The following is a 21,897-nucleotide window of genomic DNA, read 5'->3' on the forward strand; positions in this document are numbered from 1 at the left end:
GGCCGGTTCCTCCGGTGCTCGGCGGTCCGCGCGCCCGCGCGGCCGGTGGTGGGGTGTCGCGGTGCTACAGGTCCGGGCCCCGCCCGCGCCCGAGGCGGTGCGCGGCCTGGTCGGCGACGGACTCCTCCAGGTACACCTCGCACCTCAGGCGCCCGCTGCCCGTCATGTTGTGCTCCAGCTCGTAGAGGCTGACCTCGTACCCGTCGGCCAGCAGGAAGGCGTGTTCGTAGACCGCGCACCACACCTGGCCCTCGCCGGGGCCGCCGGGGTGCGCGTGCGGTTTGGGGACGTGGGTGATGTGGTGTCCGAGCGCGGTGGCCAGCAGCCGCAGCGTCTCCTCACCGGGACGGTCCGGGTTCTCCGCCCTGCGCAGCAGCCTGCGGGCGTGCTCGGCCGAGCCGCCCCGTACGTACTCAGGGGCGGGGAAGACCTCGGCCCCCGGCCGTCCGGGTGGGGGGTCGAAGGGGGCACGCGTGAGGCCGAACGAGGCGTCCGGTGTGGGGGCCTCGCCCATCTGGCGGTGGACCCGGCGCTCGGAGCGCGCGAGGGCCTCCGCGTCGTCGTACACCTCGTGCAGTTCGCCGGCGCCTTCGGGGCCGTCGTAACACAGCTCCCACAGCAGCACACTGGCCCCGTCGGCCAGCAGGAAGACATGGCGGAAACTGCTGCACCGCAGCGCGGGCGGCGGGGAGTTGCGGTGCCGCCAGCCGTAGAGCTCGACCTGGAACATCACCGCGTCGCGCAGCCGGTGGAGGACCGCGTCGGGGACGTCGAAGGGGTTCTGGGCGCGGGCCAGCAGCTGGTGAAGGTGGTGAGCAGGCGTCAGGTGAGCTTCCTCGCTCATCGCGGACCCTCCCGGCGTGCAGCAGACTACCGACCGTCCCCGCGCGCACACACCGTAGCGCTCCGAGTGCGGTGAGCGGGAGGAGTTGGCGGAATTCCGCTCGCCCCGGCCCGGTGAGGAGGCGTTCCTCCGGCCGGTTCGGGCCGGTGCGCCGACCCGGAGGCGGGGCGCATCCGGGGGTGAGAGGCGTCCGAGGGGGAACGACACTGGTGGACGTCACGGGGGACGGGCCCCGGCTGAAGGGAGCGCGGCGGTGACCACACTGCCCGTCGGATACGAGTCCTACTGGATGCTTTCAGCGGCGGCGACGCCCCTCGAGCCGCTGCCGCCCGACAGCAGGGTCGAGGTGGACGTCGCCGTGGTGGGCGGCGGCATAGCGGGGCTGTCGACGGCGTGGGAGCTGGCCCGCGCGGGACGGAGCGTCGCCGTACTGGAGTCCGACCGGCTGGCCGCCGGCGTCACCGGGCACACCACGGCCAAGCTCTCCGCGCTCCAGGGGCTGTCCTACAGCTGGCTGCGCGCCAACCGCTCGGCCGCGGACGCGCGGCTCTACGCGCTCTCGCAGCAGGGGGCCGTGGAGCACGCGGCCGCCGTCGCCCAGCGGCTGGGCGTCGACTGCGAGTTCGAACGGGTCCCCGCGCACACCTACGTCGAGTCGGCCGAACACGTGGCGGACATACACGAGGAGGCCCGCGCGGCGGCCGAGGCCGGACTGGCCGCCTCGTACGTGACCGCCACCGGGCTGCCCTTCCGGGTGGGCGCGGCCGTACGCGTCGAGAACCAGGCGCAGTTCCACCCGCGCAAGTACCTGCTGGCGCTGGCCGAGGACATCAGGCGCAGCGGCGGACTGCTGTACGAGCGCACCCGCGTCGTCGCCCTGGACGAGGGGGAACCGTGCGTGGTGACGGCGGAGAACGGGGGCGAGGTCGCCGCCCGCGACGTCGTGGTGGCCACCCACTACCCCGTCTTCGACCGGGCGCTGATGTTCTCCCGGCTGCAACCGCGCCGCGAACTGGTCATCTCCGCGCTGCTGCCGCAGGAGGACGATCCGCGCGGCACCTACCTCTCCCCCGAGCGCGGGACCCGCTCGGTGCGCACGGCGCCCTACCCGTTCGGGGACGGCAGGCGGCTGCTGATCGTCACCGGGGAGACCTTCAGCCCCGGCACACCGGGCATCGGTTCGGTCGCCGCCCGCTACGAGCGGCTCGCCGCCTGGACGTACGAGCGGTTCCCCCGGGCACGGCTGGCACACCGCTGGGCCACCCAGGACAACGAGACCACCGACCGCGTGCCCTACATCGGCCGCTTCCACGCCGCCACCCAGCACACCTACGTCGCCACCGGGTTCGGCGGCTGGGGTATGAGCTCGGGCGTGCTCGCGGGACAGCTGCTGGCCGCGCACATCAACGGCGGCGAGCTGCCCGCGTGGGCGGGACTCTACGACCCCGTCAGGCTCCGCCCGAGCGAGGGACCCGCGCTGCTGCGGCTCCAGTCGACGGTGGCCCGCCGCTTCGTCGGCGACCGGCTGCGTCCCGGCTACGTGGACTCGGTGGAGGAGATCACCCCGGGTACGGGCGCCATCGTGCGCGTGCGGGGGAGGCGCTGCGCGGTACACCGCACCCCCGAGGGCGAGCTGCGCGCCCTCTCGCCGCGCTGCACCCACCTGGGCTGCCTGGTGCGGTTCAACGACGCGGAGGTCGCCTGGGAGTGCCCCTGCCACGGCTCCCGGTTCGGCACGGACGGCTCGGTGATCCAGGGCCCGGCGACCCGGCCGCTGGAGCCGCGCGACCTGGGCGAGGAGTGAGGCGCCGGCGCTCCGCCCCGGCGGCCGGTCCTGAGCCGGTGCCCCGCGCCTCGCCGGGCCGCGCGGGTGAGCGGCCCCGCGCCCGCTACAGCCACTCGGGGTCGGTCTCCAGCACGACCGTCTCCCGCGCCGCCAGCAGGTCGAACTGCGGCCTTGTGCGCGGCAGTTCGGCACGGAAGAAGTACCGCGCCGCCTGCCGCTTGCCCCGCAGGAACGCGTCGTCGGGCCCGGCCTCCAGCGTGGCCAGGAACTGCTCCAGCCAGATCCACGCCACCACCACGTGCCCGACGGCCTCCAGGTAGAGGGACGCGTTCGCCAGCGCCACCTGGGGGTCACCCGGCTCCCACACGCGGGCCGTGGTGGCCACGGCCCGCTCCCAGTAGCCCTCCAGCGTCGCCGCGAGACCGGCCGCCTCGTCCCCGGCTGCCTCGGCGCGCTCCAGCGTCCCGCCGATGACGGCGCCCAGCGCCCGCAGCCCCTCGCCGCCGCCCCGCACCACCTTGCGGCCCAGCAGATCGAGCCCCTGAATGCCGTGGGTGCCCTCGTGGATGGGGTTGAGGCGGTTGTCGCGGTAGTGCTGTTCGACGTCGTACTCACGCGTGTAGCCGTAGCCGCCGTGCACCTGGATGGCGAGGTTGTTGGCCTCCAGGCACCACTGCGAGGGCCAGCTCTTGGCGATCGGGGTCAGCACGTCCAGCAGCAGCGCGGCCCGCGCCCGCTCCTCGGGGGAGGCGGCCGAGCGCTCCTCGTCGACGAGCTTCGCGCAGTAGAGCAGCAGGCCGAGGGCGCCCTCCACGTACGACTTCTGCGCCAGCAGCATCCGCCGCACGTCGGTGTGTTCGACGATCGGCACCTGCCCGGCGTCCGCGTCCTTGCCCGCCGCGGTCAGCGGCCGCCCCTGCGGGCGCTCGCGGGCGTAGGCCAGCGACTTGAGGTAGCCGGTGTAGCCGAGCGCCATCGCGCCCGCGCCGACGCCGATGCGCGCGCCGTTCATCATGTGGAACATGTAGGCGAGCCCGCGGTGCTCCTCGCCGACCAGGTGGCCGACGGCGCCCGCCTCGCCGCCGGGCCGGTGGCGGGCTCCCTCGCCGAAGTTGAGCAGCGTGTTGGTCGTGCCCCGGTAGCCCATCTTGTGGTTGAGGCCCGCGGGCACCACGTCGTTGCGCTCGCCGCGGGTGCCGTCGGCCTCGACCAGGTACTTGGGGACGAGGAACAGGGAGAGCCCCTTGACCCCTGCGGGGGCGCCGGGCGTGCGGGCGAGCACGAGGTGGACGATGTTCTCGGACAGTTCGTGGTCGCCGCCCGAGATCCACATCTTGGTGCCGAACAGCCGGTAGGTGCCGTCCGCGCGCCGCTCGGCCCGGGTCGCCACATCGGCGAGCGAGGAGCCTGCCTGCGGCTCGGACAGGCACATGGTGCCGAACCAGCGGCCCTCCAGCATCGGCCGCACGTACGTGTCGACCTGTTCGGGCGAGCCGTGGGCACACAGCAGCCGGGCGTTGCCGAGCGTGAGGAAGGGGTAGGCGGACGTGCCGACGTTGGCGGCCTGGAAGTAGGCGAAACAGGCGGTGCTGACGACGTGCGGCAGACCCATGCCGCCGTGCTCCTCGTCCATCGCGGCCGCCAGCAGCCCCGTTCCGGCGAACACCGCCAGCGCGTCGGCGACGTCCTCGTGCGTGTGCACCCGCTCGCCGTCGAACCAGGGCTCTTCCCTGTCGTTGCGCTTGTTGTGCGGGGCGAAGTGGTCAGCGGCGACGCGTGCGCTCAGCGCCAGCGCGTCGTCGAAGGTCTCCCGCGAGTGTTCCCGGTAGCGGGCGCGCTCGGTCAGCGCGGTGATCCTCAGCCAGTCGTGGAGCTGGAAGGCGAGGTCGCGGTGCGAGAGCAGGGTGGCGGGTGTGGCCATGACGGTTTTCCGATCCCCGGGAGCGGCGGGCGCGAGCGAGCGCGGCGACGAGGGTGTCTAAGCGCTTGCTTATGCTCGCTTCCACGTCAGGTCCTGTCAACGCCCGCCGGAATCACGGCTGCCCCCGCGGCGTCACGGCTTGCGGGCCACCCCCGCGTGCAGGGTCAGCGCCTCCCGCGGCAGGCGCTGAGCCGGATCGCCCTCGGGCCGCCACAGGTGCGCCATCGTGACGCCGGGACCGAGGAGGTCGAGGCCGTCGAAGAACCGGGCCACCTGCTCCCGGCTGCGCGGCACGAACGCCGTACCGCCCCGCTGATAGATCCCGATGACGTCGTCGGCCCGGTCCGAGGTTCCGTCGTCCGGCAGGTCGGCGATGCCGTGGCTCACACACAGGAAGCTGCCGGGAGCCAGCGGTTCGAGCAGCGCGGCCACGATGCCGTGCGGATCTCGGTCGTCGGGGACGAAGTGGAGGAGCGCGTTGACCGACAGGGCCACGGGCCGGCTCAGATCCAGGGTGTCGCGAAGCTCCGCGGCGCCGAGAACGCTCCCGGGGTCGGTGACGTCCGCGTGGAGGTAGGCGGTACGCCCCTCGGGAGTGCTGCGCAGAAGCGCGTGGGCGTACTGGAGGACGATCGGGTCGTTGTCGGTGTAGACGACCCGCGCCCCGGGGAGCACCGACTGGGCGATCTGGTGCAGGTTGGGTTCGGTGGGGATGCCGCTGCCGATGTCGAGGAACTGGCCGACACCGTGGTCGGCCGCCAGCGTGCGGGTCACCCGCGCCATGAAGTCGCGGTTGGCGCGGGCCGCCGCCACGATCTCGGGGAGCACGGAGACCACCGCCTCGGCGGCCCGTACGTCCGCCTCGTAGTGGGTCTTGCCCCCGAGGTAGTAGTCGTACATCCGCGCCGCGTGCGGTCTGGTCGTGTCGATCGGTGGCGCGCTGCTGTGCTCGGGCACGTGCTCCCCCTCCGTCGTCCGTGCGTCCCCCCGGCCGTGCCGCTCGCTCAGGGCTTGCGGGCCACCGCCGCCAGCATGCTGGGCTGCCCCTCCTTGAGCTCGGTGACCTGCTCGGGGTCCGGGCGCCAGTCGTGCGCCATCACGATGCCGGGCTCGACCAGCTCCAGCCCCTCGAAGAACCGGGCGACCTCCGCGCGGTCCCGCAGCCTGAGAGTCGTCCCGCCCTTGGCGTAGATCTCCTCGACCTCGCGGCCCAGCTCGGCGAGCGCCGGGTCGTCGATGTCGGCGGTGGCGTGCGAGAGGCACAGGTAGCTGCCGGAGGGCAGCCGCTCCAGCAGCCCCTTGAGAATCTCGTAGGGGCCCCACTCGTCGGGGACGAAGTGGAAGAGCGCGTTGACCGAGAGGGCGACAGGGCGGGTCAGGTCGAGGGTGGAGCGCAGCTCGTCGGAGTCGACGATGCTCGCCGGGCGGGCGGCGTCCGCCTGGAGGTAGGCGGTGCGGCCCTCGGGGGTGCTGTGCAGCAGCGCCTGCGCGTACTGGAGCACGATTGGGTCGCTGTCGGTGTAGACGACCCGCGCGTCGGGGGCCACCGACTGGGCGATCTGGTGGAGGTTGGGTTCGGTGGGGATGCCGCTGCCGATGTCCAGGAACTGCCGTACCCCCGCCTCGGAGGTCAGCCAGCGGGTGGCGCGGATCATGAAGTCGCGGTTGGCGCGCGCCATGCCCCCGGCGAACGGCACGGTCGCGATCACCGCTTCGGCCGCCTGCACGTCCGCCTCGTAGTGGGTCTTGCCCCCGAGGTAGTAGTCGTACATCCGCGCCGAGTGCGGCTTGGTGGTGTCTATGCCGGGGAGGTTTCCCTCTGCCGTCATGCGGCCTCTCCGTTCTCCGGTCCTGTACTGCTGGCGGGCGGCTCGCCGTTCGGTGGCGCCGCCCGGGGTCGTCGCGTCAGTCGGAGGCCAGCAGGAAGTCGGCCACGCCCTGCTTGGCGCCCTGGAGGAAGGTTTCGAACTCGTGGGTGGTGTAGATCAGCGCCGGACCCTCGGGGTCGGTGGACTGGCGCAGGGCGACCCGGCCGTCGCCGAGCTTCATCGCCTCCACGCAGCTGCCCCCGTTGGTGCCGCTCCACGGCTTCTGCCAGCCCTCGGTGCCGAGGTTCTTGGCCGGCATGCCGTTGTATATGTGGGGGCGGGTGTGGCCTGTGTGACCCATGGTTCTAAAACTCCTTGCGGATCTCACCGAGGACGGTCTCGGTGTGTGGTACTGGCGCGGCCTGCGCGCCCATGCGGTCCAGCACCTCCAGGTAGGCGGCGGTGTCCGGACGCTGGTCCAGGTACGTGGCCCCCGTCAGGCTCTCCGTGTAGACGATGTCCGGGAGCTCCGGAATGTCGAAACGGAACAGCTGGAAGGGCCCGAACATGCCGGGGTGCGCACCTGAGGTGAACGGGATGATCTGGAGCGTGATGTTCTGCGCTCTGGTCATCTCGGCGAGGTGGTCGATCTGGCCCCGCATGACCTCGGGAGAGCCCACGTGGCGCCGCAGCACCTGCTCGTCGAGCACGGCCCACAGCACCGGGGCCTGCGGACCCTCCAGGAGCCGCTGGCGCCCCATGCGCAGCTGGACCCGCCGGTCCAGCTCGTCCTCGTCGGCGGAGGGAAAACCGGTGCGCAGCAGCGCACGCGCGTAGTCCTCCGTCTGGAGCAGTCCGGGTACGCAGTGCGGCTCGTACGCCCTGATCAGGCTGGCCTCGCCCTCCAGGCTCACGTAGAGGCTGAACCAGGCGGGGAGCACGTCGCGGAAGCTGTGCCACCAGCCGGGCTGGTTCGCCTCCTCCACCAGGGTGAGGAAGGACGCGGCCTCCTCGTCGGAGAGGCCGTACATGCTCAGCAGCTTCTCCACGTACGGGGGCTTGAGCCCGACCTCCGCCTTTTCCATGCGGCGCACCGTGGTCGTGTTCACGCTCAGTGCATGCGCGGCCTCGGCGAAGGAGCAGCCCGCGCGCTCCCGCAGGTCACGCAGGCGCAGGCCGAGCACTATCTGCCCCACAGTCGGCGCGGAACGGGCCTCGGCCACTACTGCCTCCTCGACTTGCCTCCCCGGGCGGACCCTGATGCCTGAGCAGTCTGCCATGGCTCTCGTGCAGCAGCCATACTGCCCATTCGATTCTGCGAATTGCAGAACTCCTCTTGCCATCTGTGAAAGAGGCTGCGCATAGTGAAGAGCGTGACCCAGCTCATGCAGCTGCGGCACCGGAGCCGCACACCATCGTCCGCATCGCCGGAGGGCCTGCCAGCAACAGCCCCCCGGCTCACTCACGCGTGCGCCAGCGCCTCTGAGGCCCGTGCGGAACACCTGCCGGCAGCCGTCCCCACACCCCACAGGTAGACGGAAGGCGATCCCGTGGCCTCCTCGTATCCCCCTGCACAGCTCTCCTCACCCGCACCGGCCGCCGTGGCCGACGAAGCGCGGCAGGAGGGATTCGAGCTCCCGGCACACACCTCGTCCGTGGCCCGCGCCCGCGCCCATCTCCGCGGCCACCTGCACCGCTGGGGCTTCCCCGAGGACCTCGGGCACACGGCGCAGCTGGTCATCTCCGAGTTCGTCACCAACGCCGTCCTGCACACCGACACGGGGCGCATAGGGTGCAGCATCCATCTGGACGGCAGCAGGCTGCGGATAGAGGTCACGGACGAGGGCACCCAGACCCGGGCCCCGCAGCCGCGCAGCGCGGGGCCCGACGAGGTCAACGGCCGCGGCCTCCAGCTCGTGGGCGCCCTGGCCCAGCGATGGGGGGTCTCGGCCCGGGACGCCCGGTGCGGCCGCGTCGTCTGGGCGGAGCTGGGCACGACCGGCTGAGCGGTACGGCGATGGCTGAGCGGTACGGCGGCGGCTGAGCCGCGCCGCGCCTGGGGGTACGCGGCCGGCTCGGGCGCATGGGCGGCTGAGGCGCACGGTCGGCTGAGGTGCACGCGGTGGGCGCGTCGCAACCGCCCCACAACCTCCCGGTATGTGCCGCGCATCTTCTCAATTTCCGCACGTGACAGGCCGATTGACGTGGTCCAGACCGCTTCCGGCGTGTCATGCTTCCCGCCAGGGCAGGCGCACGCGCTGGCAGAGTGCGCGATGCACGGGGAACACGTGGGGCACCGATGCGGGAAGAGCTGGCCGGGGCGGACGGTTTCGGAGTGGACGCGGTCGACGTCACCGTTCCGAGCGTGTCCCGGATGTACGACCACTATCTGGGCGGCAAGGACAACTACGCCGTCGACCGCGAGGCGGTGGCGGCACTGGACCGGAAGGTGCCGGGCACCCGCGCGCTCGCGCTCGACAACCGCAGCTTCCTGCGGCGCGTCGTGCATGTCCTGAGCCAGGAGTACGGGGTGCGCCAGTTCATCGACCACGGCTCGGGCCTGCCCACCCAGGACAACGTCCACCAGGTGGCCCAGCGGGTGAACGGCGGCGCCCGCGTCGTCTACGTCGACAACGACCCCATCGTCCTCGCCCACGGCCGTGCCCTGCTGGAGGAGAACGCCCGTACCGCGGTGATACGCGCGGACATGCGGGACACCGACGCGATATTCGACAGCCCCGAGGTGGGCCGCCTCATCGACCGTGGCGAGCCCGTCGCGCTGCTCTTCGTCTCGGTGATGCACTGTCTGCCCGACTCCTCCGACCCGGCGGCCCTCGTGGAACGGGTCATGGCGCGGGTGCCGTCCGGCAGTTTCATCGTGCTCAACCAGCTGGTCAGCCTCGACGCGGAAACCAGGGAGTTCGTCACCGACTTCATGGGCCGCAGCACCCAGGGGCAGTGGGGCCGGGTCCGCGAACCCCACGAGGTGGCGGGCTACTTCGCCGGGCTCGACGTCATCGACCCGGGACTGGTCGAGATCACGGGCTGGCGCCCGGACTCGGACCTGCGCTGCCGCCACGCCGACGACGTCTGGTTCGAGTACGGAGGAGTGGCCCGCAAACGCTGATCCGCCACCGGGCCGACCCGCCGCTGAGCGCTCAGTACTCGCTGAGCAGCTTCTCCAGGAACGTCAGCGTCCTGGCCGGGGGCTCGGCCATGGCGCACAGGCGGTCCATCACCACCAGGTAGCCCTCCACCTCGTCGCGCTTCTCCAGGTAGAGGGAGCTGGTGAGTTGCTCCAGATAGACGATGTCGGGCAGGTCGGGTTCCAGGAAGCGGAGGATGGTGACGGGGCCGCCGGCCGCGGCGAGGCCGCCCAGGCTGAACGGGGCGATCTGCAGCGTGACGTTGGGCCGCTGTGCCACCTCGATCAGGTGCTCGATCTGGGCCCGCATCACCTGGCGGGAGCCCAGCGGGCGGCGCAGCGCCGCCTCGTCCATCACGGCCCACAGCCGGGGGGCGTGCGGCTGGTCGAGTATGGCCTGGCGCTCCATGCGCAGCTCGATGCGGCGCTCGCTGCGTCGCGCGTCGTCCCTGGGGTGGCCGAGACGGATGACCTCGTGCGCGTACTGACGGGTCTGCAACAGGCCGGGGACGAACTGCACCTCGTACATGCGGATGAGGGAGGCGGCCTCCTCCAGCCCGATGAGCCGGTCGAACCACGGCGACATCACGTCGCTGTACTTCTGCCACCAGCCGGGCGACCCGGCCTGGCGGGCGAGCGCGAGATACTCCTGGCGGTCCTGCGGGTCCCACACCTCGTACAGCGTCAGCAGGTCGGCGACGTCGCGTTCCTTGCAGCCGACCCGGCCGAGCTCCAGGCGGCTGATCTTGGCGTGCGAGCCGCGGATCGCCTCGCCCGCGTCCTCGCGAGAGATGCCCCGCTCCTCGCGCAGCCGCCGCAACTGGGTGCCCAGGACGATGCGCAGGATCGTCGGACCGCCTCTGGGGTGGTCGAGGATGCGTCCGGGCGACGCCTCGCGCCGCGGCTGTACTGCCATCGCGCCCGCCTTGCTTCCCTGAGTGACTGTCCGGACGCTCAGTGTCCCATTCCGCTCACCGGGCGTACAGCCATACCGGTGACGTGACCGGATTCAGCGGCTCGTGTGGCGGTGCGGTCCAACTGCGGGGCGAGTGCGGCGGCGTGGCCCTCGGCACCGGGCGGTGCGCCGGTGCACACGTGAGCCGCCGCCGCACGTCCGTGTCGTGCGGCGGCGGCGCCGTGGGGTCGTGCTTGTCAGCTGGTGGAGCGACGGGTCAGCGCTAGCTCTCCAGCAGGTCGTCGAAGTCGCCGTCCTTGGCGCCCTGGACGAACGCCGCGATCTCGGCGGGGGTGTAGACGAGGGCGGGGCCCGAAGGAAAGCGGGAGTTGCGCACCGCGACACCCCGGTCGGGAAGGGTGGCCACCTCCACGCAGTTGCCGTTCGGGTTGCTGCGGCGGCTCTTGCGCCACACCGCGCCTTCGATCCGGGTGGCCTCGATGCCGTTCTCGATCTGCATGTACGTCTCTCCCTACGTCACTTGCGTTTCCCCCGTGGGCGGTTGCGACGTCGAGAAGCGTCTCACAGCCGAGCGTGATTGCAGATGTACTTGCATCTGTACTTGCAGAAGTAAGTGCGGACCCGCCACAATGCCCGTCGTACTCCACCCCTGTGCCTCTGGGGTCTCAACTCCGCCGCTCGACAACGGAGTTCACGATCATCCGTCCGCCTACAGGAGCTCCAGTGACCACACCAGGCGCCCGACCCCCCGCCGCAGCGGACCCGGTGGAAGACGGTTCCGACGTGGACAACCCCCTCACGCGGCTGCTTCTGCTGCTGGAGATCGCCGATCGGCCCGACTGGCTCCGCGAGCTCGCGGCCACGGGACCGGCCTCAGGCGCGCACGGCTGCCGGTAGCTCCCGCGCGCCGACGATCTCCAACCGCGAGACCGCGCGGGTGAGCGCGACGTAGAGCAGGTGGAGCCCGCGGGCCCCGCTCCGCGCGATCTCGGCCGGCTCCACGAGTACGACGTGGTCGTACTCCAGCCCCTTGGACAGCTCGGCGCCCACGACGGTGACCCGGGCCGCCGACGCCTCCCCGCCCGACGCGCGCGGAGCCGACGCCTCCTCGCCGGGCTCCGCTGACGGGACGCCCGCGGCGGACAGCGCGTCCCGCAGCGCGGCCACCCGCGCCCCGTCGGCGATCACCCCGACCGAGCCCTCACGCTCCAGCGCACCCCGCACCCGCTCGGCCACGACCGACGGCACCTCGTCGGGCGCGGCCACCGGCACCCTCGTCAACTCCCCGCCCGGGCGCAGCGACCGCGCGGCAGGCACCCGCACCCCGAGTGAGCCGAGCAGCCCGTTGGCGGCCTCGACCAGCGCAGCGGGCACCCGGAACCCCGTGGTCAGCGGCGTGTACGCCGCGTCGGGCGCGCCCAGGTGCGTCAGCTGCGACTCCCAGTCGCGGGCCGCCCAGGCGGTGGTGCCCTGGGCCAGGTCGCCCAGCACGGTCAGCGAGCCGAAGCGGCTGCGGCGCGCCAGGACGCGGCACTCCATGGGGGAGAGGTCCTGCGCCTCGTCCACCACCACGTGCCCGAAGCTCTCCTCGGGGTGCTCGATCAGCCCCGCCACCTCGTCGAGCAGCAGCAGATCGGCCCGCGACCAGCGCGCCGTGCGGGGCGTGCGCGGGCGGCGGCCCGCCCACAGCAGGGCCCGCTGCTCGTCTGCCTCCAGCAGCCCCTCGCCCGCCGCCGCCAGCGTCCGGGGGTCGCCGAGCAGGCCGGCGACGACCTCCTCGGGCCGCGCCCTGGGCCACACCGCGTCCAGGAAGGCGGCCACCTCCCTCTTTCTGCCCATACGGCGCAGCCACTCGCCGCCCGGCGGTCCCGCGCGGCGCTCGGCGCGGTCGCGCAGCAGCGCCACGGTGCGCGCCCGCACCCGTTCCCTGCCGACCTCGTAGGGCGGTTGTTGGGCCAGCGTCTCCTCGACGATCGCGCGCAACTCCTCCCCGTCGAGCCGCCACCGGTAGGAGCCGTCCGGCACCGCGAGCGGCCCGTCCGGCAGCCGCACCCGTGCGTACAGGGCGCGGTACAGCACGCTCGCCATGCGCGCGTCGTGCTTCATCTGCACGGCGTCCCCGGTGTCCTCGGCCGTCACCTCGCGCGCGGGCAGCAGATCCGCCACCGTGCACTGGCGCACGCCCCCCTCGCCGAGAGAGGGCAGGACAGCGGAGATGTAGTGCAGGAACGCCGCGTTGGGTCCGACGACGAGGAGCCCGCCGCGCTCGATCCGGCGCGGGTGGGTGTAGAGGAGGTAGGCGGCGCGGTGGAGTCCGACGGCGGTCTTGCCCGTGCCGGGCGCGCCCTGGACGCACAGGGACGTTCCGGGGCCCGAGCGGACCAGGTCGTCCTGCTCGGGCTGGAGGGTGGCGACGATGTCGCGCATCGGCCCGACGCGGGGGCGCTCGATCTCCTCGGCGACGATGCCGCTGCTCAGCGCCGAGGCGGCGCCGTCCCCGGCGGCTCCCGCGTCGGCCAGCGGCTCGTCCTCCAGGCCCGTCAGGTCCGCGGCCGTGCCCGTGCCGCCCGGCGCCCAGCCGAACCGGCGGCGCGAGCCGACGCCCTGCGGGACGCGGGCCGTCGCCTGGTAGAAGGCGCGCGAGACGGGCGCCCGCCAGTCCAGCACCAGCGGCGGGGCCGAGGGGTGTGCGCTGACCCGGCGGCGGCCGATGTAGTACCGCTGGCCGCGGTGTTCCCCGGCCTCGTCGCCCGCCGGGCCCTCGCTGCGGAAATCGAGCCGGCCGAAGAACGGCGGCCCGTCGGGCTCCTCCCGTACCTCCTTGGCGCGGCTGCGCAGGTACCGGCCCAGCGCCTCGGCGCTCGCCCCGTCTCCCGCGACGCCTTCCTCGGCGGCGTCGCCCGAGTGCCGGCCGGTCACCACGCCCGCGCCCTCCCGCACCCGCTGACGGGTGGCGGCGTCCGCACGGCCGAGCGCGGCCCGGCAGGTGTCGGTGTAGGCGCGCTCAGCGGCCAGTTCCGTGGCCAACTCGGCGGCCGGCTCGGCGCCGGGAGCGGCGTCGCGGGTGGGGTCTTCCCCCGGCATGGAACGCTCCTCTTCGTGGTGGGGGGCCGCGTCGCCCGGTGTCGGGGCGCGGCGGTGGTGGTCAGACGCCAGCGGTGGTGGTCAGGCGTACGGGGCCAGGCCGGTGCGCAGGAGGGCGAAGGCGTGGACGGCGTCCGCGCGCGCCGTCACCAGGCAGCGCTCCGCGCTCGCGCCGCGCGAGACGCGGCGCCAGTTCTCCAGCGCGAGGACGCGCTGGGTGGTGATGATCTGCCCGGCGGCCAGCCGTGCCGTCAGCGCGGCGCGCCCGGTGCCCGAGCCGTGCGCCGAGCCGTGTGCCGGCTCGTCGCTTGGGCCGTCGCCTGAGCTGTCTGCCGAGCCGTTGCTCGGGCCGTCGTCCGAGCCGTCGGCCGCGCCGGCCAGCTCGGCGGCCAGAGCCGCCTCGGAACGCGCGGTGTAGGAGTGCAGGCGGGCCACCAGGCTGGGGGTGCCGTACAGCAGCCGGTGGAAGGCGAGCACTTCCGGGTCGTCGCACAGTCCGGTGACCGGGTCCCGGGCGTCGAGCCCGGCGAGGAAGTGCGCCTCCAGCGCGCCGAGCGGTGCGGCGCCCGGTGCGCGGGCGGCGACCACCCGCGCCGCCTCGTCCTCGTGGTCGGCGAAGCGGTGGAGGGCCATGTCCTCCTTGGCGGGGAAGTAGCGGAAAAGGGTCGGTTTGGACACCTCGGCGGCGTCCGCGATCTCGGACACGGAGACGGCGTCGAACCCCTTGGCCAGGAAGAGGGACACGGCCGCGTCGGAGATCGCCTGATAGGTGCGCTGCCGCTTGCGCTCGCGCAGCCCGGAGGGGGATTCGCTCATGGGGACGACCGTAGCAGGGAAATGTAACTGAGTTAAATTACTTACCAGGTATCTGTCTGAGTCGTGCCCACGTTCCCTTTGCGGCCGCCGTGACGTGCTGCTGTAGTGGACCTGAGCCCGCTCGCGGTGCGGCGCGGACCAGGCGGGGGCGGCCGGCAGTCAGGACAGGTCGCGACCTGCACTGCCACTCCGCGGCGGCCGGCCACGGCACCCGTGCCGGCCGGCCGCCGCGGAGCACGCCGACGGTGCTCAGGACCCGCCGCACCGACCGGCAGCCAGGAGCCGGCAGCCAGACACCAGAAGCCACGAGCCATCAGTCAGGAGTCACCGGCCAGGAGTCACCGGCCTCGAGCCAGGAGCCCGCATGAAGGCCCTCCAGTACCAGCGCATCTCACAACCGCCCGTCCTCACCACGGTGGAGGACCCCGAACCCGGTCCAGGGCAGGTCCTGCTGGAGGTCACCGCGGCCGGCGCCTGCCACTCGGACTTCGTCGTGATGGGGATGACCGCGCAACAGCTCCGCTTCCCCCTCCCGCTCACCCTCGGCCACGAGGGCGTCGGCACGGTCGCGGCCCTGGGGGACGGCGCGAGCGGCGTCCAGGTGGGGGAGTCCGTCGCGGTGTACGGGCCCTGGGGCTGCGGTGTCTGCCACAACTGCGCCCAGGGCAAGGAGAACTACTGCCTGCGCGCCGACCGGGACGCCATCTTCCCGCCGGGGCTGGGTGCGCCGGGCGCCATGGCCGAGTACCTGCTGGTCGACGACGCGCGCCATCTGGTGCCGTTGGGCGGCCTCGATCCGGTCACCGCGGCTCCGCTGACCGACGCCGGGCTGACGCCGTACCACGCGGTCAAGCTGTCGGTGCCCAAGCTGGTCGCCGGGACCACCGCCGTCGTCATCGGCACCGGCGGCCTCGGCCACATCGGCATCCAGCTGCTGCGGGCCATGACTCCGGCCCGCGTCGTCGCGCTGGACGTCGCGGAGGAGAAGCTGGAGCTCGCCAGGAACGTCGGCGCCCACGAGGTGCTGCTCTCGGACACCAAGGCCGCCGACCGGATCCGCGAGCTGACCGACGGTCAGGGTGCCACCGCCGTACTCGACTTCGTCGGCGTCCCGCCCACCACGGCGCTGGCGGGCCAGAGCGTGGGCATCGAAGGCGACGTCACCCTCGTGGGCATCGGCGGCGGCTCGCTGCCCGTCGGATTCGGCATCCTGCCGTACGAGACGACGGTGCGCTCCCCGTACTGGGGCAGCAGGTCCGAGCTGGAGGAGGTGCTGGCCCTGGCCCGCCGAGGCGTGCTCGACATCCACGTCGAGCGGTTCCCCCTGGACGAGGCGCCCCGGGCCTACGAGCTCCTGCACGAGGGCAAGGTCAACGGCCGTGCGGTGATGGTGCCCTGAGACGCGCGGGCCCGCCCTACCCGAGCACCTCGCAGGCGGGGAGCGTCCGGCGGCCCGCTGTTTCCGCCGTGTTCGCTGTGCCGCGCCTTCTCCCGCAAACGCGCCGTGTGACCGACACTGGCGGGGTACCCGGCCCTGACGCGAGGACGTCTCAGGACGCGAGGAGAAGAAGGACATGTCGCAGACCAACGAGCGCTCCGCCGAGGCGCCCGCCCCCTCGACCGGCCGTGTCGTGGTCGGTGTCGACGGTTCCCCGCACTCTCTCCGCGCGCTGGACCGGGCCGCCGACGAGGCCGTGCGCCGGGGCGCCGAGCTGGAGGTGCTGTGCGGCGCCGCGCCACCCCGGCGCAGCGTCGTGCCCGAGACGGACTCCGACACCGAGCGGATCCGCCGGGCGGGACAGGAGGTGGCCGACGCCGCCGCCGAGCGGGCCCGCAAGCGTGTGCCCGGGCTGACCGTCACCCCTGCGGGGGTGCGCGAGCCCGCGGTCGACGCGCTGGTGCGGGCGAGCCGTACGGCCGACCTCACCGTGGTGGGCACCAGGGGGCGCGGGGGCTTCCGCGGCCTGCTGCTCGGTTCGGTGGGCCTGCGGCTCGCGGCGCACGCCGCCGGGCCGCTGATGGTGGTGCGCGGTGAGGTGCCCGAGCCCGGCACGGCGCGGGTCGGTGACACGGTGGTCGGGCTGAAGTGGGCCGGTGCCACCGAGCCGGTCGAGTTCGCCTTCCAGTCGGCGCGGCGGGACGGGTCGACGCTGTGGGTCGTGCACTCCTGGAACTATCCGACGCTGCCCGGGGTGTCACTCAAGCTGTCGCCGAAGGAGCCGTCGGAGGAGACGAAGCGCGCGGAGAAGTTCCTGGCGGAGGCGGTGCAGCCGTTCCGGCAGCGCTACGGGGACGTGGAGGTGCACACCGCGCAGCACCAGGGCGCGGCGGCCGAGAACCTGATCAGGATGAGCGACGGCGCGGAGCGGATCGTGCTGGGCGTACGGCGGGAGCACCGTCGCCTCGGCCTCCAGGTGGGCCCCGTGGTCAACGCGGTCCTCCAGCACGCGGCGTGTTCTGTGGTGCTGGTGCCGGTGCCCTGAGGAGCCGCCCCCTCGGCTGGGCCCTCCGGCTGGGTCTCCTCGGCGGGCCCTTCGACAGGCGGCTCCCTCAGCCGGGCTGCGGGCCGCCTCCCGGTGCGGCCGGCGTTCCGCTTCCGGCGCCCGGCCGGCTCTCCGGGTCACCCCCACCGTTTTGTAGGATCCCCCGAAGCGGCGGGGGCCGATCGTGTGGTTCTGTACGATAGAGGGCGCAATGCAACGCGCGTAGAGTCCCCTCACGTCCTGGTCAGGACCCTGCAATGACGCACGTCGCACCAGAGAACCACGCACGGAGCCCCATCCCATGGCAGTTCGTCCCGGCGTAGCCGGCGCCGACGGCGCCGCTACGGCGCCCCCTTCGGCCTCCTCGGCCGACTCTTCCGCTTCCGCCCCGGCGACCGCCGCGGCCGTCGACGAAACCGTCGAGACCCGAGGCATCGAGCCCGTACCCGACCACGAGCGGCGCGGCCGGGTCCGCGAACTGTTCCCCACCTGGGTTGCCGCCAACATCAGCGTCCTGCTCCTCACCATGGGCGCCGGACTCGTCGTCTTCAACGGCCTCAACTTCTTCCAGGTGCTCCTCGCGGCCGCCATCGCGGGGTCCGTCTCCTTCGGCCTGGTCGGCCTGCTGTCCGTCTCCGGCAAGTGGGGCGGCGCGCCCGGCGCGATGCTCTCGCGGGCGACCTTCGGCGTACGGGGCAACTACTTCCCCGGCATGATCCTGTGGGTCGCGCGCTTCGGCTGGGAGACGATCAACGCGGTCACGGGCGCGTACGCCGTGCTCACCGTGTTGCGGCTGCTGTTCGGCGTCGAGAGCAGCACCCCGCTCATCGTCGTCACGCTGCTCGTGTTCGTCGGTGTGACGTTCCTCGTCAGCGGCATGGGCCGCAAGGTGCTCAACATCTGCAACACCTGGTCGACCTATCTGTTCGGGATCTTCACCGTCCTCGTGCTGGCCTACCTGGTGACCACCATCGAGTGGAGCGAGGTCTTCTCGCGCCCCGCGGGCGGCACGGCCATGTTCATCGCGGGCATCGGCACCATCGCGGCGGGCGGCATCAGCTGGATCCCCACGGGCCCGGACTTCGCGCGCTATCTGCCGCACAGCGCACAGGGCCGCAAGATCTTCGGCACCACCCTCTCGGGGGCGCTGCTCGTGCTGGTGCCGATGGTGCTGATGGGCGGCGTGATGTCGTTCAAGGACCCCGCGCTGGCCAAGACGAACGACCCCGTCTCCTTCCTCGGCGAGGCCCTGCCCGGCTGGCTGGCCGTGCCGTACCTGCTCATCGCCCTGATCGGCATGGTGCTCATCAACAGCCTGTCCATGTACTCCGCCGGGTTCACCGCGCAGACCATGGGCGTCAAGCTGCCCCGCGCCTCGGCCGTCTCCATCAACGCGGTGATCAGCCTCGTCGGCGGGCTGCTGCTGATGCTCGTCGCCAAGAGCTTCTACGGCTCGTTCATCTCCTTCCTCTCGCTGCTGGCCGTCTCCTTCTCCGCCTGGGTCGGCGTCTACGCGGTGGACATGCTGCGCCGCCGGCACAAGACCGTCCGCTACGACGCGGCCGGGCTGCTCGACACCTCGCGCACCAGCCGCTACTGGTACGTCGGAGGCTTCTGCTGGCAGGCCATGACGGCCTGGGGCGTCGCCCTGCTGCTCGGGCTCGCCTTCACCAAGTGCGAGTGGTTCGCCGGACCGCTGGTCGACACCTGGATCGGCGAGAACGGCCTGGGCTGGGCCGCCACGGTGCTGCTGGCCGCCGTACTGTTCGCGGTGCTGCCCGCGCCCCGCGAGAAGGAGCCGCAGGCCGCCGCCTGAGCCGGCCGCGCCCCCTTGCGGAGGGCCCGGCCTCTCCGGCCTCCGGCCTTTCGCCCCCACCGCAGCCCTGGCCCCCGGCCCTCCGCCGGGGGCCAGGGCGTTTGCGCGCAGCACTCGGTGCAGCCGGCAGGGGGTGACCGCCCCGGCCGGTGCGGGGACTCACCCAGGCGTGTCCGGCGGAGGGGTGCGGCGCGGAAGGGCCCGGCGTGTGCGTGAATGGATCATGGCGGGCCGGGCAACCCGGCCCGTCCACGCCGCCGGAACCCAGAGCGAGAGCCGAGGTCGCACCGTGAACACCGCACACGTCCCCACCGTCCAGCTGAACAGCGGGACCGAGATGCCGCAGCTCGGGTTCGGCGTCTACCAGGTGCCGGACGACGAGGCCGCGGAGACGGTCGCCGCGGCCCTGGCGGCGGGATACCGCAGTGTCGACACCGCCGCCCTCTACGGCAACGAGGGCGGAACGGGCAAGGCGCTGCGCGAGTCCGGCATCCCGCGCGAGGAACTGTTCGTCACGACCAAGCTGTGGAACACCGACCACGGCCACGACGTCGCGCTGCGCGCTTTCGACGACTCCCTGGAGAGGCTCGGTCTCGACCACGTCGACCTGTACCTGATCCACTGGCCGGTGCCCTCAAGGGACCTGTACGTGCAGACGTGGCGTGCGCTGTCCGAGATCCACGAGAGCGGGCGGGCCAAGGCCATCGGCGTCTCCAACTTCGAGCCCGAGCACCTCACACGGCTGTTCGAGGAGACCGGTGTGGTGCCCGCCGTCAACCAGATCGAGCTGCACCCCCGCCTCCAGCAGCCTGAGCTGCGCGCCTTCGACGCCGAACACGGTGTGATCACCGAGGCCTGGTCGCCGCTGGGCCGCGGCAACGGCGTCCTGGACGATCCCGCCGTGCGCAGGGCCGCGGCCAAGCACGGCAAGACCCCCGCCCAGGTGGTGCTGCGCTGGCACATTCAGCTGGGCAACGTCGTCATCCCGAAGTCCGTGACGCCCTCCCGCATCAGGGAGAACATCGACCTCTTCGACTTCGAACTCGACGGCGAGGACCTGCGGGAGATCCAGCGCCTGGAGACCGGCACCCGCGTCGGCCCCGACCCCCGCACCCTGAGCTGACCGGGCGGCACCGCCATGGCCACCGCAGCGGAGTGCGTGTTCTGTCAGATCATCGCCGGTGAGCTGCCCGCCCACCGCGTCCACGAGGACGGTGCCGCCGTCGCCTTCCTCGACCAGCGGCCCCTCTTCCCCGGCCACACCCTGGTCGTCCCGCGTGCCCACGTGGAGACGCTGACCGACCTGGCCGAGGAGTCGGTCGGCCCGTACTTCACCGCCGTACGGCGCGTCGCCGCCGCCGTCGAGCGGGGCATGGAGGCCGACGGGTCCTTCGTGGCGCAGAACAACCGGGTCAGCCAGTCGGTGCCCCACCTGCACACGCACGTGGTGCCGCGCCGCCGCAAGGACGGCCTGCGCGGCTTCTTCTGGCCGCGCCACCACTACGCCGACGAGACGGAGGCCCGCCGGGTCGCGGCCCGCGTCCGAGCGGAAGTGTGAACCGCCTCGGCGGCGGCGCTCGCGGGCTCGGCGCGGCGGGCGGGCTCGGCGGTGCACCGTGCGGGCTCGGCGGCGCCCGCACGCCCGCTCGGCGGGGCGGCCCGCCCGCTCAGCGGAGCATCGCGGTGACCGCCTCCACGGTGTCGGCCTCCTCGGGGCGCTTGTCCTCCCGGTAGCGCACCACGCGGGCGAACCGCAGCGTGACGCCCTCCGGGTAGCGGGTGGAGCGCTGCACCCCGTCGAAGGCGATCTCCACCACCTGCTCGGGCCTGACCCGCACGCCCCAGGCGGTGTCCTCGACCGACAGCTTGCCGAGGCGTTCGGTCTGCCAGGCCAGCAGCGCGTCGGTCAGGCCCTTGAACGTCTTGCCGAGCATGGCGAACGTGCCGTCCTCGCGCCGCGCCCCCAGATGGAGGTTGGACAGCTTGCCCGCGCGGCGCCCGTGCCCCCACTCGGCGCCCAGCACCACCAGGTCGAGCGTGTGCACCGGTTTGACCTTCAGCCAGGAGGCTCCGCGCCGCCCGGCGGAGTAGCCGGCGTCCAGCGCCTTGACGACCACGCCCTCGTGCCCGCGCGCCAGCACCTCCTCGGCGAACGCCCGCACGCCCGCGCGCGCCTGCTCGTCCTGCGGGTCGGGTACCGGCACCCGGCGCACCCGCCGCTCCTCGGGCAGCACCCGGGCGAGCGCGGCGTGCCGCTGGACCGACGGCCGCTCCAGCAGGTCCTCGCCGTCCAGGAACAGCACGTCGAAGAAGACCGGGTGCAGCGGCAGTTCGCTGCTGGCTCCCGCCACGTCGAGCCGGGAGGCCACCCGCCCGGAGACCTCCTGGAAGGGGCGCGGCCAGCCGTCCTGGGCCAGGGCGATCACCTCGCCGTCGAGCACCGCCTGGCTCGCGTCGGCCTGCCGGGCGACCTCGGCGGCCTCGGGCAGCCTGTCGGTGATCTCCTCCAGGGTGCGGGTGTAGACACGCACCTGGTCGCCGTCCTTGTGCACCTGCACCCGGATGCCGTCCAGCTTCTCCTCGACCGCGCAGGGCCCCACCTTGTCGAGGGCCTCGTCCACGCTCCGCGCGGTGTGCGCCAGCATGGGCAGCACCGGCCTGCCCACCTCGATCCCGAACCGCGACAGGGCGCCGGGCCCCTCGGCCAGCAGCGCCTGCGCGACCGTGCCGAGCGAGCCGCCGAGCATCACCGCACGCCGCACCTCGCCCGGCTCGGCGCCGATCGCGGCGGCCAGTCCCTCGACGGCGAACGCGTCCAGTGCGCCCTGCCGCAGCTCGCCGCCGATCAGCCGTACCAGGAAGTGCTGTTCGTCGGCGGTGGCCCGCGCCAGCAGCGCGTCCAGCCGCTGTTTGCGCGCGGCCTGCGCCCCCTTTCCGCTCACCTTGGCCAGGGCGGCGAACGCGGCGTCCGTCTCGGCGATGGTCAGCGTGGGCCGCGCGGCAGGCGGCGGCATCTCGCGCAGGGTGCTCCAGCCGACGCCGGTACGGCGCTGGGGGAGGCGCCCGGCGAGGTAGGTGACCACGACGGGCACCTCGTCGGGGCCGGTGCGCCCGAACAGCTCGGCGAGCAGCGACACCTTCTCGTTGCGGCCGGACGCCTCGGTGATCCGGGCGGACGTGCGTGCGATGTCTGCCAGCAGCATGGCCCCATCGTCGCCGATGCGCGCTCCGCCCGCCCCTCGCCGGGCGCCCACCGGCGCGGGGGTGTCTCGGAGGGG

19 protein-coding genes are annotated in these 21,897 nt (G+C 73.0%); 8 read left to right on the forward strand and 11 right to left on the reverse strand.

Translation table 11 applies throughout. The features are described from left to right. Positions 1-64 precede the first annotated feature (64 nt). Positions 65-844: a DUF6227 family protein gene (locus MMF93_RS28965; RefSeq protein WP_242756064.1), complete on the reverse strand. Its 780-nt coding sequence runs from the start codon at positions 842-844 to the stop codon at positions 65-67. Between the two features lie 253 nt (positions 845-1,097). Here MMF93_RS28965 and MMF93_RS28970 point away from each other — a divergent pair, with 253 nt between their 5' ends. Continuing rightward, positions 1,098-2,648, forward strand: a complete 1,551-nt coding sequence (locus MMF93_RS28970; RefSeq protein ID WP_242756066.1) for an FAD-dependent oxidoreductase — start codon at positions 1,098-1,100, stop codon at positions 2,646-2,648. Between the two features lie 85 nt (positions 2,649-2,733). Here the strand turns inward: MMF93_RS28970 and MMF93_RS28975 are convergent, their stop codons facing one another. The 5 genes from MMF93_RS28975 to MMF93_RS28995 form a co-directional block, all read right to left on the reverse strand. Then, entirely contained in the window at positions 2,734-4,551 is a 1,818-nt protein-coding gene (locus MMF93_RS28975; protein ID WP_242756068.1) for an acyl-CoA dehydrogenase, read from the reverse strand. 132 nt (positions 4,552-4,683) lie between these two features. After that, positions 4,684-5,508, reverse strand: a complete 825-nt coding sequence (locus MMF93_RS28980) for an SAM-dependent methyltransferase (protein WP_274709516.1) — start codon at positions 5,506-5,508, stop codon at positions 4,684-4,686. Between the two features lie 47 nt (positions 5,509-5,555). Further along, positions 5,556-6,380, reverse strand: coding sequence for an SAM-dependent methyltransferase (locus MMF93_RS28985; protein ID WP_242756070.1), 825 nt, complete (start codon positions 6,378-6,380; stop codon positions 5,556-5,558). 76 nt (positions 6,381-6,456) lie between these two features. Then, positions 6,457-6,720 (reverse strand): DUF397 domain-containing protein, encoded by a 264-nt coding sequence (locus MMF93_RS28990; RefSeq protein WP_114017946.1) that lies wholly within the window; start codon positions 6,718-6,720, stop codon positions 6,457-6,459. 4 nt (positions 6,721-6,724) lie between these two features. Continuing rightward, positions 6,725-7,582, reverse strand: a complete 858-nt coding sequence (locus MMF93_RS28995; RefSeq protein WP_242756071.1) for a helix-turn-helix domain-containing protein — start codon at positions 7,580-7,582, stop codon at positions 6,725-6,727. Positions 7,583-7,909: 327 nt separating this feature from the next. Here MMF93_RS28995 and MMF93_RS29000 point away from each other — a divergent pair, with 327 nt between their 5' ends. Further along, on the forward strand, positions 7,910-8,365 hold the full coding sequence (locus tag MMF93_RS29000) for an ATP-binding protein (protein ID WP_242756073.1): 456 nt from the start codon (positions 7,910-7,912) through the stop codon (positions 8,363-8,365). A gap of 293 nt (positions 8,366-8,658) precedes the next feature. Continuing rightward, the gene (locus MMF93_RS29005; RefSeq protein ID WP_242756075.1) at positions 8,659-9,486 is read left to right on the forward strand and encodes an SAM-dependent methyltransferase; all 828 of its coding nucleotides are present in this window, start codon (positions 8,659-8,661) and stop codon (positions 9,484-9,486) included. A gap of 31 nt (positions 9,487-9,517) precedes the next feature. On the opposite strand, the gene MMF93_RS29010 is transcribed toward MMF93_RS29005, so the two are convergent. The 4 genes from MMF93_RS29010 to MMF93_RS29025 form a co-directional block, all read right to left on the reverse strand. Continuing rightward, positions 9,518-10,420, reverse strand: a complete 903-nt coding sequence (locus tag MMF93_RS29010) for a helix-turn-helix domain-containing protein (protein WP_242756077.1) — start codon at positions 10,418-10,420, stop codon at positions 9,518-9,520. A 262-nt stretch (positions 10,421-10,682) separates the two neighbouring features. Continuing rightward, positions 10,683-10,919, reverse strand: a complete 237-nt coding sequence (locus MMF93_RS29015) for a DUF397 domain-containing protein (RefSeq protein WP_242756079.1) — start codon at positions 10,917-10,919, stop codon at positions 10,683-10,685. Positions 10,920-11,293: 374 nt separating this feature from the next. Continuing rightward, positions 11,294-13,504 carry a HelD family protein gene (locus MMF93_RS29020; RefSeq protein ID WP_242756081.1) on the reverse strand — a complete coding sequence of 737 codons (2,211 nt, stop codon included), beginning with the start codon at positions 13,502-13,504 and terminating at the stop codon, positions 11,294-11,296. An 81-nt stretch (positions 13,505-13,585) separates the two neighbouring features. Beyond that, positions 13,586-14,320, reverse strand: coding sequence for a TetR/AcrR family transcriptional regulator (locus tag MMF93_RS29025; RefSeq protein ID WP_242756083.1), 735 nt, complete (start codon positions 14,318-14,320; stop codon positions 13,586-13,588). Positions 14,321-14,684: 364 nt separating this feature from the next. On the opposite strand from MMF93_RS29025, the gene MMF93_RS29030 reads away from it, so the two are divergent. From MMF93_RS29030 to MMF93_RS29050, 5 genes are all read left to right on the forward strand, one after another. Then, entirely contained in the window at positions 14,685-15,719 is a 1,035-nt protein-coding gene (locus MMF93_RS29030) for an NAD(P)-dependent alcohol dehydrogenase (protein WP_242756085.1), read from the forward strand. Between the two features lie 175 nt (positions 15,720-15,894). Then, the gene (locus MMF93_RS29035) at positions 15,895-16,803 is read left to right on the forward strand and encodes a universal stress protein (protein WP_242756087.1); all 909 of its coding nucleotides are present in this window, start codon (positions 15,895-15,897) and stop codon (positions 16,801-16,803) included. A gap of 301 nt (positions 16,804-17,104) precedes the next feature. Then, positions 17,105-18,619: a purine-cytosine permease family protein gene (locus MMF93_RS29040; RefSeq protein ID WP_242756089.1), complete on the forward strand. Its 1,515-nt coding sequence runs from the start codon at positions 17,105-17,107 to the stop codon at positions 18,617-18,619. 337 nt (positions 18,620-18,956) lie between these two features. Continuing rightward, a complete protein-coding gene (locus MMF93_RS29045) occupies positions 18,957-19,742 on the forward strand; it encodes an aldo/keto reductase (RefSeq protein WP_242757838.1) in 786 nt (261 codons plus the stop codon). A gap of 15 nt (positions 19,743-19,757) precedes the next feature. Beyond that, the gene (locus MMF93_RS29050) at positions 19,758-20,177 is read left to right on the forward strand and encodes an HIT family protein (protein WP_242756091.1); all 420 of its coding nucleotides are present in this window, start codon (positions 19,758-19,760) and stop codon (positions 20,175-20,177) included. A gap of 109 nt (positions 20,178-20,286) precedes the next feature. Here the strand turns inward: MMF93_RS29050 and MMF93_RS29055 are convergent, their stop codons facing one another. Further along, the gene (locus MMF93_RS29055; protein WP_242756093.1) at positions 20,287-21,822 is read right to left on the reverse strand and encodes an ATP-dependent DNA ligase; all 1,536 of its coding nucleotides are present in this window, start codon (positions 21,820-21,822) and stop codon (positions 20,287-20,289) included. Positions 21,823-21,897: the final 75 nt, after the last annotated feature.

It is taken from the genome of Streptomyces tubbatahanensis (genome assembly GCF_022699385.1).
Classification (GTDB): domain Bacteria; phylum Actinomycetota; class Actinomycetes; order Streptomycetales; family Streptomycetaceae; genus Streptomyces; species Streptomyces diacarni.